The 16,484-nt window shown below is 42.2% G+C and carries 17 protein-coding genes; 14 read left to right on the top strand and 3 right to left on the bottom strand.

The features are described from left to right. Positions 1 to 1,163 (bottom strand): cobalamin B12-binding domain-containing protein (locus HZA10_08955; GenBank protein ID MBI5196437.1); only part of this gene is annotated, 1,163 nt, incomplete at its 3' end. A 148-nt stretch (positions 1,164 to 1,311) separates the two neighbouring features. On the opposite strand from HZA10_08955, the gene HZA10_08950 reads away from it, so the two are divergent. From HZA10_08950 to HZA10_08885, 14 genes are all read left to right on the top strand, one after another. After that, the gene (locus HZA10_08950; GenBank protein ID MBI5196436.1) at positions 1,312 to 1,731 is read left to right on the top strand and encodes an RrF2 family transcriptional regulator; all 420 of its coding nucleotides are present in this window, start codon (positions 1,312 to 1,314) and stop codon (positions 1,729 to 1,731) included. A 10-nt stretch (positions 1,732 to 1,741) separates the two neighbouring features. Then, positions 1,742 to 2,032, top strand: coding sequence for a sulfurtransferase TusA family protein (locus HZA10_08945; protein ID MBI5196435.1), 291 nt, complete (start codon positions 1,742 to 1,744; stop codon positions 2,030 to 2,032). Further along, complete coding sequence (locus HZA10_08940; GenBank protein MBI5196434.1) at positions 2,032 to 3,234, top strand: cysteine desulfurase; 1,203 nt, start codon at positions 2,032 to 2,034, stop codon at positions 3,232 to 3,234. Before HZA10_08945 ends, HZA10_08940 begins: the two co-directional genes overlap by 1 nt. Further along, complete coding sequence (gene nifU / locus HZA10_08935) at positions 3,216 to 3,587, top strand: Fe-S cluster assembly scaffold protein NifU (protein ID MBI5196433.1); 372 nt, start codon at positions 3,216 to 3,218, stop codon at positions 3,585 to 3,587. Before HZA10_08940 ends, nifU begins: the two co-directional genes overlap by 19 nt. Before the next feature lie 137 nt (positions 3,588 to 3,724). Beyond that, positions 3,725 to 4,234 carry a peptide deformylase gene (gene def, locus HZA10_08930; GenBank protein ID MBI5196432.1) on the top strand — a complete coding sequence of 170 codons (510 nt, stop codon included), beginning with the start codon at positions 3,725 to 3,727 and terminating at the stop codon, positions 4,232 to 4,234. 76 nt (positions 4,235 to 4,310) lie between these two features. Beyond that, positions 4,311 to 5,246, top strand: a complete 936-nt coding sequence (locus HZA10_08925) for a methionyl-tRNA formyltransferase (protein ID MBI5196431.1) — start codon at positions 4,311 to 4,313, stop codon at positions 5,244 to 5,246. Next, complete coding sequence (locus tag HZA10_08920; protein MBI5196430.1) at positions 5,227 to 5,757, top strand: DUF116 domain-containing protein; 531 nt, start codon at positions 5,227 to 5,229, stop codon at positions 5,755 to 5,757. Before HZA10_08925 ends, HZA10_08920 begins: the two co-directional genes overlap by 20 nt. Positions 5,758 to 5,833: 76 nt before the next feature. Further along, positions 5,834 to 6,058 carry a toxin-antitoxin system, antitoxin component gene (locus HZA10_08915; GenBank protein ID MBI5196429.1) on the top strand — a complete coding sequence of 75 codons (225 nt, stop codon included), beginning with the start codon at positions 5,834 to 5,836 and terminating at the stop codon, positions 6,056 to 6,058. Positions 6,059 to 6,060: 2 nt separating this feature from the next. Next, positions 6,061 to 6,339, top strand: coding sequence for a type II toxin-antitoxin system RelE/ParE family toxin (locus tag HZA10_08910; GenBank protein ID MBI5196428.1), 279 nt, complete (start codon positions 6,061 to 6,063; stop codon positions 6,337 to 6,339). Between the two features lie 232 nt (positions 6,340 to 6,571). Then, positions 6,572 to 6,850, top strand: a complete 279-nt coding sequence (locus HZA10_08905; GenBank protein MBI5196427.1) for a transposase — start codon at positions 6,572 to 6,574, stop codon at positions 6,848 to 6,850. Positions 6,851 to 6,991: 141 nt separating this feature from the next. Beyond that, the gene (locus tag HZA10_08900; GenBank protein ID MBI5196426.1) at positions 6,992 to 8,587 is read left to right on the top strand and encodes a hypothetical protein; all 1,596 of its coding nucleotides are present in this window, start codon (positions 6,992 to 6,994) and stop codon (positions 8,585 to 8,587) included. A gap of 58 nt (positions 8,588 to 8,645) precedes the next feature. After that, positions 8,646 to 9,008, top strand: coding sequence for a hypothetical protein (locus HZA10_08895; protein ID MBI5196425.1), 363 nt, complete (start codon positions 8,646 to 8,648; stop codon positions 9,006 to 9,008). Between the two features lie 306 nt (positions 9,009 to 9,314). Next, entirely contained in the window at positions 9,315 to 10,751 is a 1,437-nt protein-coding gene (gatB, locus tag HZA10_08890) for an Asp-tRNA(Asn)/Glu-tRNA(Gln) amidotransferase subunit GatB (protein MBI5196424.1), read from the top strand. 478 nt (positions 10,752 to 11,229) lie between these two features. Continuing rightward, on the top strand, positions 11,230 to 13,986 hold the full coding sequence (locus HZA10_08885) for an SBBP repeat-containing protein (protein MBI5196423.1): 2,757 nt from the start codon (positions 11,230 to 11,232) through the stop codon (positions 13,984 to 13,986). Between the two features lie 50 nt (positions 13,987 to 14,036). Here HZA10_08885 and HZA10_08880 read toward each other — a convergent pair whose 3' ends face one another. Both HZA10_08880 and HZA10_08875 read right to left on the bottom strand, forming a co-directional pair. Beyond that, positions 14,037 to 15,305 (bottom strand): DNA helicase UvrD, encoded by a 1,269-nt coding sequence (locus tag HZA10_08880; protein ID MBI5196422.1) that lies wholly within the window; start codon positions 15,303 to 15,305, stop codon positions 14,037 to 14,039. A 3-nt stretch (positions 15,306 to 15,308) separates the two neighbouring features. Next, entirely contained in the window at positions 15,309 to 16,415 is a 1,107-nt protein-coding gene (locus HZA10_08875; GenBank protein MBI5196421.1) for an N-acetyltransferase, read from the bottom strand. Positions 16,416 to 16,484: the final 69 nt, after the last annotated feature.

Genomic DNA, 16,484 nt, shown 5'->3' with positions numbered 1-16,484 from the left:
CCCGGGAAAAAAGTCAGGTGCGCCAGCGAAGTCGTATACGGCTTTTTAAGCATTAACATAGCATTAATGGTTTCAATCATGTCCTGCTCTGTCTCATAGGGATTGTCCACAATCATTTCATAATAAGGCACTGCCCTGGATTTTGAGACAAGCTCAGCGGCTTTTTTGACTACAGCAAACGGTACTTTCCTTCCATAAATATCAAAATTCACATGGTCGCTTCCTGACTGAACACCCATAATAATCCAGCTTAAGCCGGCACTCTTAAGCATAAGCAGTTTTTCCATGTCAACCATAGTTGGTATTGCACGCACCATAAACGGCAGGTTTATGTGTTTTTTGTATTCTTCGGTAAATTTTTTGAGCCATTCCATACTGTGCACAAGGAAGCAGTCATCCTCAAAATTTATATACAGGACATAAGGGTCTTTTTTAACAGCCCTTAACTCCTCAAGGCAGTTTTCAACAGACCTTTCCCTGATTTTTTTTCCGTAGACAGACACAAGTGAGGAATTGGCGCAGTATCCGCAGGAAAAAGGACAGCCCCTTGTTGTTATCATCATGTGGCAAGTGCCGCCGTACAGCGCATACCTGCGGAAAAGTTCCGGGCGCCGGGAGAAATTATATATCCTGTCATTATGTAAACAGTAATAATACTCCGGCAGATATTCCTGATACGGCAGGCTGTCCAGATTCTCCTCCGGGGGGCTTAGCGGCTGTTTTATTATTTGCCCGTTAATGCGCGACCATATATTAGGAACCTCTGGCGGAATATCCCTGCCTTTGTCGCGAAGATGATTCAACACTGAGACAACAGCCTTTTCGCCTTCACCGCAGCATACATAATCGGCATATTTTATGCATTCATCGGGCGTAAGCACTACGTGCACGCCCCCCCAGAGCACGGGGATGCTGAATTTCTCATGCAGTAAATGAGTAAGTATCTTTGCCGGGTAAAATTCAATGGACATAAGGCTGACGCCTATCAGGTCAGGATTATAATCGCGGATAAAGTCCTCCATTGCAGGGTGCAGACTGCCGTCTATATAACCGGGCAAGAGCAATATTCGCACGTCATGCCCGTTTGCGCGCACATTTGCGCCTATGTATTTAAGTCCGGCGACATAGGCATTTGATTGTAGGGAAATCAGCAGTAATTTCACAAAAATCTCTTTTCTAAGACTTTGAAACTGCAAACAGGCTTAGCGCTTAAGTCAGCTTTTTACGCAGTTAATTCATTATAAAGAACAACAGCCATTATGTCAAAATAAAATACTTGACAATTTTAGTAAACTATTTTATTTTAATTTCATGCTTAAGTTATCTACAAAGGGGCAATACGGCGTAAGGGCGATGTTTGAAATAGCAAAAAGCTATTCTGACGGCCCTATAACAATTAAAGAAATTGCACAGGAACAGGGGGTTTCTGTTGCGTATCTTGAACAGATATTAAACAGGCTCCGCAAAGACGGGCTGATTAAGAGTCTGAAGGGGCCTGGCGGCGGATATGTCCTTAGTAAAAAGCCTAATGATATAAGTGTAAGCAGGATACTTAAGGCGCTTGAGGGCCCTATTGCAATTACGCAGTGCCTTAACCCCAAGTCAAACGCCTGCAGCCGTGTTGAAGGCTGTGTGGCAAGGCTTCTGTGGAAATCACTCGGAGAAAAAATTGAGCGGTTTCTTGAGACCATAAGCCTTAAAGACCTGATGAAGGAAGAATCCAAACTCTGAAAGGTAAACCATGTCAATTGCAGAGCTGTCCGGACATGAAAAATTGTTGAAATTTCTTGATAAGCCCATAGCCGCCGACGCAATAACAGATATAATTTATATGATGTGCCCGATGCACCTTCTTACTCTGCAGGAGAGGATAAAAGAGCTTAAGGTCGGGCAGGTGCTTGCGGTACTTACTGACTATGACGGAGCGCTTGAGGATATTCCGGCGTGGTGCGGCAAGACAGGAAATGAATTTGTCGGCGTGCTGGAATCACCGGATTATTACAGTTTCTATGTAAAAAAATTAAAGGAGTAATTATGGGAAAAATATACCTGGACCATGTTGCGACAAACCCCATGCATCCTGAGGTGCTGGAGGCAATGATGCCTTTTCTTAAAGAAGATTTTGGAAACCCGTTAAGCATCTATCCTCCGGGGGCAAAGGCAAAAGAGGCGATTGAAGGGGCCAGAGGAAGCGTTGCTTCACTTATCAATGCAAAGCCGAATGAGATAATATTCACCGCAAGCGGGGCGGAGTCCAATAACTTTGCACTGCGCGGCATAGCCCTTGCCCTTCAGAATAAAGGCAAGCATATCATAGTTTCAAAAGCAGAGCATCATTCCATTTTAAATTCTGCCCGCTTTCTGGAAAAATCAGGCTTTGCAGTTACTTATCTGCCTGTTGACAAATCAGGACTCGTTGACCCTGATTCTGTGCAAAGGGCTATAACCAAGGAAACTGTTTTAATATCCATCATACATGCAAGCCCGGAAGTCGGCACTATTGAGCCTGTTGCCGAAATTGCAAAGATTGCAAAAAAGAATAATATAATCTTTCATACAGATGCCGTTGCATCAGCAGGCAATATACCTGTAGATGTCCGTGAGCTCGGCGTTGACGCACTTTCACTGACGGCGCATCAGTTTTACGGACCCAAAGGTGCAGGGGCGCTTTATTTAAAAGAAGGGACACGGATAGTCCCTTTGATATACGGGGGTATACAGGAAGGCGGCCGGCGCGCCGGCACTGAGAATGTCCCTGCAATTGCAGGCATTGGCAAGGCGGCGGAGCTTGCAAAAAGGGATATGGGCAAACGCTCAGATCATGTTAAACCGCTCAGGGATAAACTCATTTCCAGTGTTTTATCAAAGATAACTAATGTCTATCTCACAGGCCATCCTGAACAGAGGCTCCCGGGGCATGCAAGCTTTGTGGTGGAATACATTGAAGGCGAGGCCATGCTTCTGCTTCTTTCAGCCAAGGGGATCTATGTGGCAAGCGGCTCTGCCTGCTCGTCAAAGGCATTAAAGGCATCTCCTGTGCTTCTTTCACTGGGTATTCCAGCGCATCTTGCGCAGGGTTCTGTCGTATTTACACTCGGTGAAGAGACTAAAGAACTGGAAATAGATTATTTGATTGAAACATTCCCCCAGATTATATCCCGCTTAAGGGAAATATCGCCTTATTCAAAAGGCTGGGAGGGAACGGAGGGCGAAACATGTACAGTGAAAAAGTAATGGAGCATTTTACTAATCCGCGGAATGTCGGTGAACTGCCTGACGCAGACGGCATAGGCACAGAAGGGAATCCTGTATGCGGCGATGTGATGAAGATTTTTATAAAGGTTAAAGACAATATAATAACTGATGCCAAATTCAAGACCTTTGGCTGCGGCGCCGCAATTGCGGTGTCAAGCATGGTGACTGAAATGGTCAAGGGCAAGACCCTTGACGAAGCGCTTAAGATTTCAAAGGAGGCGGTTGCCAATGAGCTTGGCGGGCTGCCGCCCCAGAAGATGCATTGCTCTAATCTGGGCGCCGATGCCCTGCACAAGGCGATAGAGGACTACAGGCAAAAACAAGGGAAATGAAGGATTCAAGGGGTCAAAGATTCAAGTAAAAATTATCAATTAACAATTATCATTTTAAATTGATAAATGTTAATTTTGCATTTTGCAATGAAAGAAATACTAGAACCCATGAATCCTTGAACCCTTTTATTGATACTATGGCTGTGCTTGAAATAAAAACATATCCGGACAAAATTCTGAAGGAAAAGACCGCTCCTGTTACAGAGTTTGACGAGGCGCTTCAAAAATTGATTGACGATATGATAGAGACCATGTATGCGGCTTTTGGCGTTGGTCTTGCCGCCAATCAGGTAGGCGTACCAAAAAGGGTGCTTGTTATTGACGTCTCAAGCAAGGAAGCGGCTATTACCCTGATTGTCCTTATAAACCCGGAGATTGTTTCCATGGAAGGAGCGATGGAGGTTGAGGAAGGATGCCTGAGCCTGCCCGGTTATACGACAGTCGTAAAAAGGGCTGAAAAAGTGAAGGTAAAGGGGCTTGACAGAAAAGGCAAGCCGGTAGAGGTGGAAGGCAGCGGGCTTTTATCAAGGGCGCTTCAGCATGAGATTGATCACCTGAACGGCAAATTATTGATTGACAGGATAGGCCGCATCAAAAGAGAGTTTTTTAAAAGACGCCACAGAAAGGTATCGGCAGGCAGTAAGTGACAGACAACAGGTTGAAAATTGCCGGCGAGAGATATTTAAATTACCCCTTGCCTGTTACTTGTTGCCCGTTATTGTAATGCGTATAATATTTTTTGGCACACCTGAGTTTGCTGTCCCATCCCTTAAGGCTCTGCTTGATTCAGGGCATGAAGTGCTTGCAGTTGTAACTCAGCCTGATAAACAAAGCGGCAGGGGAAGGCATATGACTGCCTGCCCTGTAAAACAGGAAGCGCAGAGAACAGGGCTAATGATATTACAGCCGCAGAAGGTAAAAGAGACTGCATTCGCTGGAGAGTTAAGGCAGTTAAACCCGGACGTCATTGTTGTCATTGCATACGGGCAGATCCTTCCACCGGAGATTATTCACCTGCCCCGTTGCGGGTGCATAAATGTTCATGCATCACTGCTTCCTAAATACAGGGGCGCCGCGCCCATAAGCCGGGCAATTATCAACGGCGATGCTACGACAGGGATAACCACGATGCTTATGGATGAGGGCATGGATACAGGACATATCCTGCTTCAGACAGAGATAGAGATTGAAAAAAATGATACGGCAGGAAGTCTTGCTTATAAACTTTCAAGGCTCGGCGCTGAGATTTTAATTAAAACACTCGCAGGCTTAGAGCAGAAAGCTATCAAGCCGGTGCCGCAATACGGTGATGCCTCCTATGCGCCTACACTGAAAAAAACCAACGGTCTTATTTTATGGTCAAAGCCTGCAAGGGAATTATGCAATTTCATAAGGGGTATGAACCCATGGCCTGGGGCATATAGTTTTCTTGGGGGCAAAAGGGTTAAAATTCTAAAGGCAGCGGCATTAGACGGCACCGGAGCGTCTGGTTTGGTAATTAAGGCTGCGCAGAACGAGTTGACAGTTGGAGCAGGAGAAGGACTTGTGTCAATACTTGAGGTTCAGCCCGAAGGAAGGCCGGTGATGTCAATCAGTGCATTTTTACAGGGAAGAAAAATATCTGAAGGAATGAGGTTTTATGAATACGCGGTTGATTAGGGGCATGTTTTTAAAACTCGGCTATCCTGCAATGCTGCTTATCGGCTGGATTTTCAGGGTTAAAAAAGACAGGCTTCAAAAATTACTGGTAGATGTGAATAACAGCCTTGTCAGAAAGTTCAGCTTAAAACCTGCAAAGAGGCTGCTTCTGCTTCTGCCCCACTGCCTCCAGCAAAGCGAGTGCAAGATAAAAATCACGTACGATGTTTATAACTGCGAAGGCTGCGGCAAATGCGAGATAAAGGATTTTACAAAGATGGCAAAAGACCTCGGACTGAATTTGTTTGTCGCTACCGGAGGCACTATCGCAAGAAGGATAGTCGTTGACACAAAACCCGAGGCCATTGTCGCCGTAGCCTGTGAACGCGACCTCTCAAGCGGGATTATTGATACGTATCCCCTGCCGATTTTAGGCATTATAAATGAAAGACCCTTTGGTCCGTGCTTTAACACAAGGGTTGATATTGAAAAGGTAAAAGAGGCGCTCAGTTTTTTTGCTGGAGGGAATTAGACTACGGGAAGAAGAAATAAAAAATATTGATTCGGTGCGTTATAAGTGGTACACTACTTAGAAGGAGGGAATATCAATGCCGGCAAAAAATCCAAGAATTAATGTGGTTTTGGAGAAACCGCTTTACAAAAGCGTCCAGCACCTTGCAGAGAGGGAAAAGGTATCGCTTTCATTAAAAGCCCGTGACTTAATTAGAGAAGCTCTGGAATTAGAAGAAGATATAGCATTATCTGCATTTGCTGAAAAAAGGGAACAATCTCTTAAAAAAACAAAGGCGCTGAAACATACTGAGGTCTGGTAGCCTTGCCTTTTGAGCTTAAATATCATCCTGACGTCAAAGCGGTTGACATCCCTTTACTTGACGAGAAGATTAAAAAACGCATTAAAACTGCCATAGAAATTCGCCTTACAGCGGCCCCGCATCAGTATGGGGAGCCGTTGAGAAAAACCCTTAAGGGATATTGGAAACTTAGGGTTGGAGATTACAGGGTAGTTTATAAAATTGCACACGGCGAAGTCCGGATACTCGGCATTATTCACAGGAAAAGAGTTTATGAAATGATAGAGAAAAGGATTTCCTGATTACAGCAGGCAAAAAGGGAATAGATGGCAACTTTAAATTTTAAAGGAAAGACGTTATCGTTTTTTTTTAGATTTATAAATTGAAGGAATAAAAATTTCATGCAAAATCCTAGTCCAAAGCATCAAAAATTAATATATGCACTTATAAATCATTTTAGAACAAAACTTGGCTATCAAATTTTAAGTGCGGCTTATTCTGGTTTCATGTTGTATATTTCATTCTGACAGAGGAGTGCAGTATGCGAGCGCTGATTTTCGGGAAGTGCTGGGGGCATTTGGATTTATCCAGAGCATGAGCAGGAAGGGAAATTGTTATGATAATGCAGTTGCTGAGAGTTTTTTCCATACATTGAAGATAGAGCATGTGTATGATTACAGGTATGAAACACGGACAGAGGCTATACAAAGTGTTTTCGAATATATTGAAATGTTCTATAATCGTCAGAGGAGACATTCAGCCCTGGGATATAAATCCCCGGTATTATTTGAACTGGAGGCTATGGCAGCCTAACTTAACTTTGTGTCCGTTAAATCGGGGGAAGATCAACCTAAATTTACTAAAAAATTTTTACTATTAGCAAAGAAAATATAAATCTCAATAAACAAAGAAAGAACATATGGGAACGGTAATTCTCAGGAGAAGGGGGCTAAAATGAATGAACAAATAAACAATGAATTGCCTGCTCACCTTAGAGAGTTAGTGAGTCCAACACCAAGTGGTTTTGCGAAACTTATAGCTGCATGGGCAGGGCTTGATACTGAAACTCAAATTCTTCTTCATATGATAAAACAACTTCGCAAGAGTGGGCGGCATTACTTTGATAAAACATTTCTAACAGTTGCTCTCAAAAGCCCTAATCCATATGTTCGCTATTTAGCAGCAAAGGAATTTCATCCGTATGCCACTGAAGAGATTAACCAACTTATTGAAAATGATCCTGACCCGCTGGTGCGTTTTTGTAAAAAAGAAGACACATGGGATTTTATCCTTAGCGATGAATTCAAAGACTCAAAAGCATTTTTTGAAATGCCCCAAGAGGCAAGATTAGCATCTGTTCGTAGTTTGAGAGGAGGCGGAGAAGAAATAGCTCAAATAATATCTTATGCCGTCGACCACGAGCTGGAAAAAGGGGCTGTAACCGAGAACGAATTGCTTGAAATACTTGCAGATTATGTTAACAGATCAGAATTTAAAGATTACTATAAAGAAGATATCTTTCGTTATGATGGTTGGGGTGAGTATCAACAAGGGAAAGATATTGAAAGTCTTTGGAATTTATTACTAAAAGTGCCCGAAAGTATATCTTATATACTTATTTGGCATTTGCCCCCTGAAGCAGGTTTGTTCACTGGTATCCCTGATAGTGTTTTAAAAAATATGACAAATAGCCAATTACGAGAACTTTTATATCGTTCAGATGTTGAATTGACGAAGTTTCGAAAAGAGGTCTTCTTAAAAACTGATACTGACGACTTCTTAAACTCTGCAGCAGTTGCATATAATTTTAACTTAACCAACGATGAATTTGCCGAGATACTCAAAAAACCAGAAAATGAAAAATATAAAATATTAAATAATTTAAAATATGCACAAGATCTTAGTCTTTGCCTCCATGATGCACTGCATGATATTTTATTTAATGGTCCAAGATTTGAAGATGCCGAATGGCCCGGAAGAATATTAGAGCAAAAGTTGAAGTCATTAAAAAGTGGAGAAAATGGACAGCAACTAAGAGAACTTCGATTATACCGATTAGCAAAGCAAACTGTCCCTTGGAAAAAAGAAAAAGGTTACCTGCCATCAAATGAACTAAATTTCTTAAGAAACGCTGTTGTTGAAGGTGATACTTGGGAAACATTTATGAGTTTCTCTAAAGCATGGGAACAAAATCGGTCTACCCAAAAATTAGAGGAATACTTGCCACTAATTCATGAGCTTGATGAGGATAACAGGGTTGACGAAGAGGATTTTGAAGATTCTTCCCAAATAACAAAACGGCTCGAAGAAAAACTATCTGAGCTATCGTCTAAATTAAGAACTGATAGCGATGGAAAAGACACAACACTGGCTGATGCTTTCAGTCAAGTGACGGCATACTTAACAGTTTTACAGGATAAAACAAAAGAAGAGCTTGATTTCCTGAAGAATCAACTTAGCGGACTACAAAATTCCTTTAATAGACAAAAAATACTATCTGTGACGATTTTTGTATTAGCTGTAATCTTATTGTTTTTGCTTTGGAAGTAAATAACAGTTTTTGAATGTTTAGAATAAATAACGTATAAACAACTTTCATGGAGGGATCATGACTGAAAGAGGATTTATTTTTGATTTAATGGATGAAATCTCTAATGCCACAGTTAATCTTGCTAAAGAACAGTTGAAAGCAAACATGTTAAAAGATAAAGACGAAAAACATATAGATGCAGTGGTTAATAAATTTCTTGAAGTTGGTGACAAAAATACACATGGTAGGTCTATTAGCCCAGATGAAGCTGAAGCTTTCGGATTAAAAATTAAGAAAGAAGATAAACATAGTGAATTCTGGAATATGATTTGGGAAATATATGTAAGGATTGAAACGTATACAAGAAATAAAAGACTGGCAAAATATTTACTTTCAAGAAACGGCGGGATAGATGTGCAAGCAATGCCAATGGGTTTCTAACAGGACGAAATGATATACGTAAAAGAAGCAGGTACTATAAAAAAGGGGGTTTTTTCTTTTATCCCTTCCTTTTCTTTATCATATTCTGAAAGGTTTGGATCTGTGGCTGAATATTTTTTTAATTCTTCGGAGATAGATTCAAAATTAGTCAATAGATCTTTTTCTGTTATTTTTCGTTCCATAGATATATAAGTTTATGCGTTATAGTTGTTAGCTGTCAAGAGGTAAATTTTCATATATTGATATTAACCCAATATGTTGTGTAGTTAAAATTGATACACTCTATATATTGTTAGGAGCTTTTATATGCAATACGAAGCTGTCATAGGTCTTGAAATTCATGCGCAATTGCTGACAGATTCAAAGATGTTCTGCGGATGCTCTACTAAATTCGGCTCTGAGCCCAATACGCAGACCTGTCCGGTATGCATCGGCATGCCCGGAGTTTTGCCTGTAACGAATAAAAAAGCGATTGAATATGTGATACAGACAGGGCTTGCCGTAAATTGCACGATTTCGCCATACAGCAGGTTTGCGAGGAAAAATTACTTCTATCCCGACCTTCCCAAGGGCTATCAGATAAGCCAGTACGAGCTTCCGCTGTGCGAAGGAGGCTATGTAGAAATTGCCCAAAACAGCAGTACAAAAAAAATCAAACTCACGCGGATTCACCTTGAAGAAGACGCAGGCAAAAACATCCATGATGGCGCAGGCAATTACAGCTTTGTTGACTTAAACAGGGCCGGCACGCCTTTGATGGAGATTGTCACCGAGCCTGATATTCGCAATCCTCAGGAAGCTGTGGAGTTTATGAAAAAGCTAAGAACTATCCTGAAATATATCAATGTGTGCGACGGCAACATGGAGCAGGGCTCATTAAGGTGTGATGCAAATGTGTCTGTGCGGCCCGCCGGACAAAAGGAATTCGGAGTCAAGGCAGAGATAAAAAACATGAATTCCTTTAAATTTATTGAGAAGGCTCTTGAATATGAAATCAAGCGTCAGATAAAAGTCTTGAAAGAAGGCGGCAGGATTATTCAGGAGACGCGGCTGTGGAATACTGACAAAGGCATTACTGAGTCCATGCGTTCAAAGGAAGAGGCGCACGACTACAGGTATTTCCCCGAGCCTGACCTGGTGCCTGTTGAGGTTGAGCCTTCATGGATTGAGCGGATAAAGACACAACTGGTGGAACTACCTGATTCAAGGCTGGAAAGATTTATAAGCCAATACGGCCTTCCTGAACATGACGCGGGACTGCTTACATCCGAAAGGGCAACTGCTGAATGGTTTGAAGAGGCGGTGAAATCAGGCGGAGATCCTAAAGGCGTGAGCAACTGGATAATGGGCGACCTTATGCGATTCCTTAATGAGGACAATAAACAGATTGAAGAATGTGCGCTAAAGCCGGCGCAGCTTGCCGGTCTGCTTAAATTAATTGACAGCGGAGTAATCAGCGGAAAGATTGCTAAGACGGTTTTTGAGGAGATGTATAAAACAGGCAGGGACGCTGAAGTGATAGTAAAAGAAAAAGGGCTCGTTCAGGTAAGTGATGAATCTGAGATTGGGAAGGTTGTTGATGAGGTATTGAAAAACAATCAGAAAGAGCTTGAGAGGTTTAAGGCGGGAGATGAAAAACTTTTGGGATTTTTCGTAGGGCAAATAATGAAAATTACCAAAGGCAAGGCAAATCCGAAGATTGTAAATGAATTATTGAGGGAAAAATTGTCAGCACACACATAATAAAATATTCTGCTCCTACCTCACTTGTCATGGCCAGACCTGCCTACCGGACAGGCAGACTTGATCGGGGGCAATCCAGAACACCATTTGAACTCTAACCTTTATTTGGCATTTGAGCTTTGTAATTAGACATTAATAAATTACAATGTCTGTAAAGATAAATATAATCACTGCATTTCAACTAAGTACTCAACTGTAACTCTGTCGTCTGCAGTCATTGCAGTGCCATAGATTTTGACAAGTGCCCGCCTGTAGTGACAAAAAATGTCAGGCTATGACAAACAATTTACATTTTAAGGCTGACATTTAGAGGATGATGCTATCTAACTATTTAAAATATTTACTTATTTTTAGTTACGGCGTGCTGGTATAAGAAATGCTAATTGTATAAGTAATTCTTTTGAATCACGGGTAATATTCACATTCAGCGCACTTGAAAATTTTATAAGTAAACGCAACTTCCCGAAAGGAGGCATGTATGTTTACGAAATCTCTGCTGAGAGGCAACCGGCCCGTTTATTTAACGACAATTGCTGTTTTTCTTTTCCAGCTTCTGTGCTGTCTGATCCCTGCCGCTGACGGTCAGGCGCAAAAGATGCAGGATGCAGGATACAAGATGCAGGAAAAAATGAATAAAGTTTCAAAACTCCAGGTTCCTTTTATAGAAAATCAGGGGCAGGTCAATGATGAGTCAGTGAAGTTTTACGCAGGCACATTTGCCGGGACTGTATTTGTGACTGATGAAGGAGGGATAGTTTACAGCCTTATTAAAAATGAAAACTTAGAACTTAGAACTGAGAACTCAAGACTAAAACAAAATATTCCGAACGCTGCTTTTCCAAGGGCAATTTCCTTGAAAGAGACCCTCCTATGTCCGCAAAAAACAACTATAAGAGGCTTTAATAAATCAGCAGCAAAGGTCAATTATCTTGTGGGAAGCAACAAAGATAATTGGAAATCAGGCATCCTGTCATGGCAGGGAATCAGCATTGGAGAGGTATACAACAGGGTAGCGTTGGAATTAAAAGCTTATGAAAATAATGTTGAGAAGCTTTTTACGGTTTATCCTGAAGGCAATGTCAATGATATTAAGCTAAAGATAGAAGGCGCAGAGGGGCTCAGGGTAAACAATGAAGGCGAACTTGAAGTTGATACAAAACTCGGAACCGTTAAATTCACAAAGCCTGTTGCCTATCAGGAGATTGAGGGGAAGAGGGTGGAGGTGGCAGTTGACTACTGGGTCAGGGGTCAAGGGTCAAGGAGTGATTCCGAAGTCTTTTCAACGCTGAACGCAGAACGCATTTACGGTTTTTATGTCGGCGCATATGACAGGACAAAACCACTTATAATTGACCCGCTTTTAGCCTCAACATTCATCGGCGGAAGCGGCAACGAGACTATCAGGACAATTGCGGTAGATTCTGCAGGCTCGGTATATGTCGCGGGCAATACTTCTTCAAGCAATTATGCATTGACTTCCAGTACGTATGACGCCGGCTTTAACGGCTATACGGATGTTATTGTTTCAAAGTTTGACAGCAACCTTTCAAACCTCCTTTCATCAACTTTTATCGGAGGATGGTCATATGATAACGCAGAAAGCATTACGATAGATTCTTCAGGCAATGTATATATCTCCGGCCAGACGTATTCATACAATTATCCGGTTACGGCAGGCGCGTACGACACTACCTTTAATAGTTCTTATGATGCCTTTGTTTCAAAACTCAGTCCTGACCTTTCAACGCTGCTTGCATCAACTTTTATCGGAGGCTGGAGTGATGATTATGCCAAGACAATAAAAATAGACCCATCCGGCAATTTATTTGTGGCCGGATATACATTTTCAAATAATTTTCCTGTGACTTCCGGCGCGTACGACGCTACTTTTAACGGCTCTTACGATGTCTTTATTTCAAGACTCAGCGCTGACCTTTCAACTTTACTTGCATCAACCTTTATCGGCGGTACGTACGCAGATTTTCTTGAATCTTTTGTGCTGGATAACATATCAGGCAGTGTATTGGCAGCCGGGCATACAAACTCAGGCAATTATCCGGTCACGGCAGGCGCTTATGATACAACCTTTAACGGCTCTTCCGATGCCTTTGTGTCAAGGCTGAACAGCAATCTCACGAGCCTGCTTGCATCCACCTTTGTCGGAGGGATAAGTTTTGATTATGCAAAAGCGCTTGCAATAGACTCAGCAGACAGTGTGTTTATTGCAGGAAATACTAATTCAAATAATTTTCCTGTAACCCCAAGCGCTTATTCGTCCGAGCTTAACGGTAATATGGATGTTTTTGTATCAAGGCTTGACAGCAGCCTTTCAAATCTTATGGCATCCACTTATTTGGGCGGATGGAGCAACGATTATGCCACTACGCTTGTTATAGACCAGTCAGACAACATATACATTGCGGGGAATACATTTTCAAATAATTTTCCTGTGACCGCCGGCGCTTATGATTCAACTTTTAACGGCTCTTCCGATGCCTTCATATCAAGGCTTGACAGCAGCCTTTCAAATCTTACGGCATCAACCTTTATCGGCGGTGCAAGTGATGATTACACTAATAGCATTGCAATAGCTCCGTCAGGCAATTTGTTTGCCGCCGGATATACATATTCAGGTAGTTTTCCTGTGACCGCCGGCGCTAATGACACTGCCTTTAACGGCGGGTCTTATGACGCCTTTGTTCTAAAGATAGATATGAATCTTTCTGTGAATGACGCGGATGGCGACGGCTATCCTTTTAATCAGGATTGCGATGACAGCAACCCTGCTGTTAATCCGGGGGCGGCGGAAATACCAAACAACGGCATTGATGACGACTGTAATCCGGCAACACCTGTAACTTCGGTTTCAGGAAACGGCTTCAACTATCCGACGCCGTTATTCAGGGCGAGCTTGTCCACAAATGTAAATGCAACATCTCTTGAAACAGGCTATCTCAAATATTACTACACCCGCACGAGGATTTATTTTACAAGCGTGTCAATCTCCGGAATCACTGTATCAGGAGGCGCTGCAGCACTCACCGGATTAGGAACAGTATCAAAGGTGACAAACAGTATGACAGAAACTATTTCAGGATGCACTTTTACTGCAACAATAACTGATGGAAGCACTGATGCTGTGGGGCTGGAAATACGCAAACCCGACGGAACGCTTTATTACAGCGCGGCTTCGCAGACTATAACCAGCGGGAATTATAATGTGACAGGGCTATAAACAAAAGTCATAAGCTGAGAGCTGAAAGCTGAGGGGAAATAAAATATTATTTAAAACAAAATTCCCTGTCTAAGCGCTACTGCCGGCTTTTCGCCGGGTTTCTTTGAGGCCGCGGCTTTTTTGGAAAAAATAGTTATCTCTCCGTAAACACCGTCATAACCCGGAACGATATTTATATCTCCTGCACGCACCTTAATAATTCCTTCGGCTGTTTTATTGCCTGCAATTTTAAATAATTCATCATCAGGAAGGTCCATCAGGATTGTTAATTCAGGATATAAGCTGACGAGTTTTTCATACTCCCGTTTAACTCTGGCGGTATTAACTCCGATATCCAGCGCTTCTGATATAATTTCCTCAAGCGGCACCATATGCACGGACGGGATTGCATTTGGATGTACAAAGCCCTCCTGCCTGTCGGCAAGTTCATCAACCCTGTTCATCACCCCGACCGTAAGCGGTTTTTTGCATACCGGGCAGATATTGTTGTGTCTTTTAGACTCAGCCGGGGAGAATAATATATTGCACAACCTGTGTCCGTCATAGTGATATTTGCCTTCTTCAGGGAAGAACTCTAATGTGTAAAGAAAACGGGTCTTGTCTTTTTTCCTGATAGCATCAATGATTTCGTGGTAGTCCATTTTGCATTCAAAGACATTTGCCTCGCGTCCGAGTTTGCCGGGTGAATGGGCGTCTGAGTTGGATATTAAGGTTATTTTATCAAGGGCTGACAACCGCCAGTTCATTTCCGGGTCAGAAGACAGGCCGGTCTCAATAGCATAGATGTATTTTGAATATTCACCGAAACATTCCTCTATTGAATCAAATCCCGACTTGCTTCCAAAAACAGAAAACCACGGGGTCCATGCGTGGGCCGGGACAAAGAGACAGTCTTCAGAGATATCCATGACTATTTTCAGTAAATCCTTTGCAGGTGTGCCGAGTATGGGCCTGCCGTCAGATAATAGGTTTCCTCTTTTCCCAAGCGTATTGTTTATTTTTTCCGCAATCTCAAGGCTTGGCGCCATGATTATATTATGTATCCTTCTTACCTTTCTGCCCTGCGAATAAATACTGCTTATCTCAGCCGTGGGCATGAAGAATACCGAGGGTTCTGACGGCGTTGTGTAAAAACCATTGTCTGCAGGCTTAAGTATTTTTTGCAGATTTTTAAAATGAACAGGATGGGTAAAATCGCCTGTGCCCAAAAGGTTTATTCCTTTTTTCTTTGCCCACAAAGCCATAGCCGCAACGTTCATGTCTTTGCTCGTTGCGCGGCTAAAGCCTGAATGGACATGAAGGTCAGCAATAATTTTCATATCCTAAATCCTTTTCTCATAAATCCTGTATGTTTTATACAGCCTGCCGTCCACCATCTCCACCATCTTCTGCACAGGATAATTGTCCTCTAAAATCCATGAGAATTCTACTTTCTTATATCCCTTTTCCCTGACGGCCTTAAGCCCTTCAATCAGCAAAAACGCATCAACACCCTGTCTTCTAAAGCCTTCTTTTATCCCGAGAAGCAGGAGCCTTAAATCTTTTATTTTTTTTGAGTGCCACAGGGCTTTTAGAATTCCAAGGGCGGAGAGCCTGCCGTTGAGTTTTTTCAGGACATAATTAAAATCAGGCAAAAGCATCATAAAGCCTACGGCCTCACCTTTACATTCGGCGATTAATGCAAGTTCCGGGACAATCAGGGGCTTTAATTTTTTAGCCATGTGCTCAATTTCTTCATCTGTCATCGGCAAAAATCCCCAGTTTTTTTCCCATGCGGAGTTGTAGATGTTTTTAAAGACGGCCATCTCTTTGTCAAAGGATTTTAAGTTTATCGGCCTGACCGTTATTTTATTTTTTTCAATAATGCCTGCAACCCTGTAAATTTTTTCAGGAAGCCTTTCCGGGACCTCAAGGGTATAGGCAAAAAAGTCTTTTGCCTTTGCAAATCCGCAGTCCTCAAACAGCGCCCGGTAGTATGGAAAATTATAAGGCATCATGAGTTTCGGCGGGCTCTCATATCCGTCAATCAGCAGTCCGCATTCTTCATTGGTTGAAAAATTAAAAGGGCCGCGCAATATTTCCATGCCCTTTTTCTTGTGCCACTCGGCTGCCCTGTCAATCAGCGCGCCTGCAACTTGGCTGTTCCTTATGCAGTCAAAGAATCCGAAAAACCCTGCATTTTCTCCATGAAAATTTATATGAGCCTCGTTATAAACCGCAGCTATCCTGCCAGTGGTCTTTCCTTTAACCCTTGCAATGAAAGGGGCGACCTCAGCGTGTTTTAGAAAGGGATTTTTCGGGGAAAACTGATTTTTTACATCATTTAAAAGCGGCGGGACCCAGCAGGAACTATTGGAATATAGGTTGTAAGGAAATTCCAGGAATTCCTTAAAAGTTTTTTTGTTGTCAGCGGGTAATATCTCAATCAAGTTATATAAGTGAAAATATTTTTATTAAAAAAGAGCGTTTGTAATTATACATTTTTCTTTTTTAATTTA

The sequence above is a fragment of the Nitrospirota bacterium genome (genome assembly GCA_016212185.1).
Lineage (GTDB): Bacteria > Nitrospirota > Thermodesulfovibrionia > UBA6902 > DSMQ01 > JACRGX01.
Note: the sequence above shows the minus strand (reverse complement) of the source record. Positions and strands in the feature narration are given on the sequence as shown.

Bases quoted from the DNA above. Each gene is read 5' to 3' on its own strand.
- HZA10_08925 (MBI5196431.1), top strand. From the start codon at position 4,311: ATGCGTATAATATTTTTTGGCACACCTGAGTTTGCTGTCCCATCCCTT.
- HZA10_08885 (MBI5196423.1), top strand. From the start codon at position 11,230: ATGTTTACGAAATCTCTGCTGAGAGGCAACCGGCCCGTTTATTTAACG.
- HZA10_08950 (MBI5196436.1), top strand. From the start codon at position 1,312: ATGCTTAAGTTATCTACAAAGGGGCAATACGGCGTAAGGGCGATGTTT.
- nifU (MBI5196433.1), top strand. From the start codon at position 3,216: ATGTACAGTGAAAAAGTAATGGAGCATTTTACTAATCCGCGGAATGTC.
- HZA10_08945 (MBI5196435.1), top strand. From the start codon at position 1,742: ATGTCAATTGCAGAGCTGTCCGGACATGAAAAATTGTTGAAATTTCTT.
- HZA10_08880 (MBI5196422.1), bottom strand. From the start codon at position 15,305: ATGAAAATTATTGCTGACCTTCATGTCCATTCAGGCTTTAGCCGCGCA.
- HZA10_08915 (MBI5196429.1), top strand. From the start codon at position 5,834: ATGCCGGCAAAAAATCCAAGAATTAATGTGGTTTTGGAGAAACCGCTT.
- HZA10_08895 (MBI5196425.1), top strand. From the start codon at position 8,646: ATGACTGAAAGAGGATTTATTTTTGATTTAATGGATGAAATCTCTAAT.
- gatB (MBI5196424.1), top strand. From the start codon at position 9,315: ATGCAATACGAAGCTGTCATAGGTCTTGAAATTCATGCGCAATTGCTG.
- HZA10_08900 (MBI5196426.1), top strand. From the start codon at position 6,992: ATGAATGAACAAATAAACAATGAATTGCCTGCTCACCTTAGAGAGTTA.
- def (MBI5196432.1), top strand. From the start codon at position 3,725: ATGGCTGTGCTTGAAATAAAAACATATCCGGACAAAATTCTGAAGGAA.
- HZA10_08920 (MBI5196430.1), top strand. From the start codon at position 5,227: ATGAATACGCGGTTGATTAGGGGCATGTTTTTAAAACTCGGCTATCCT.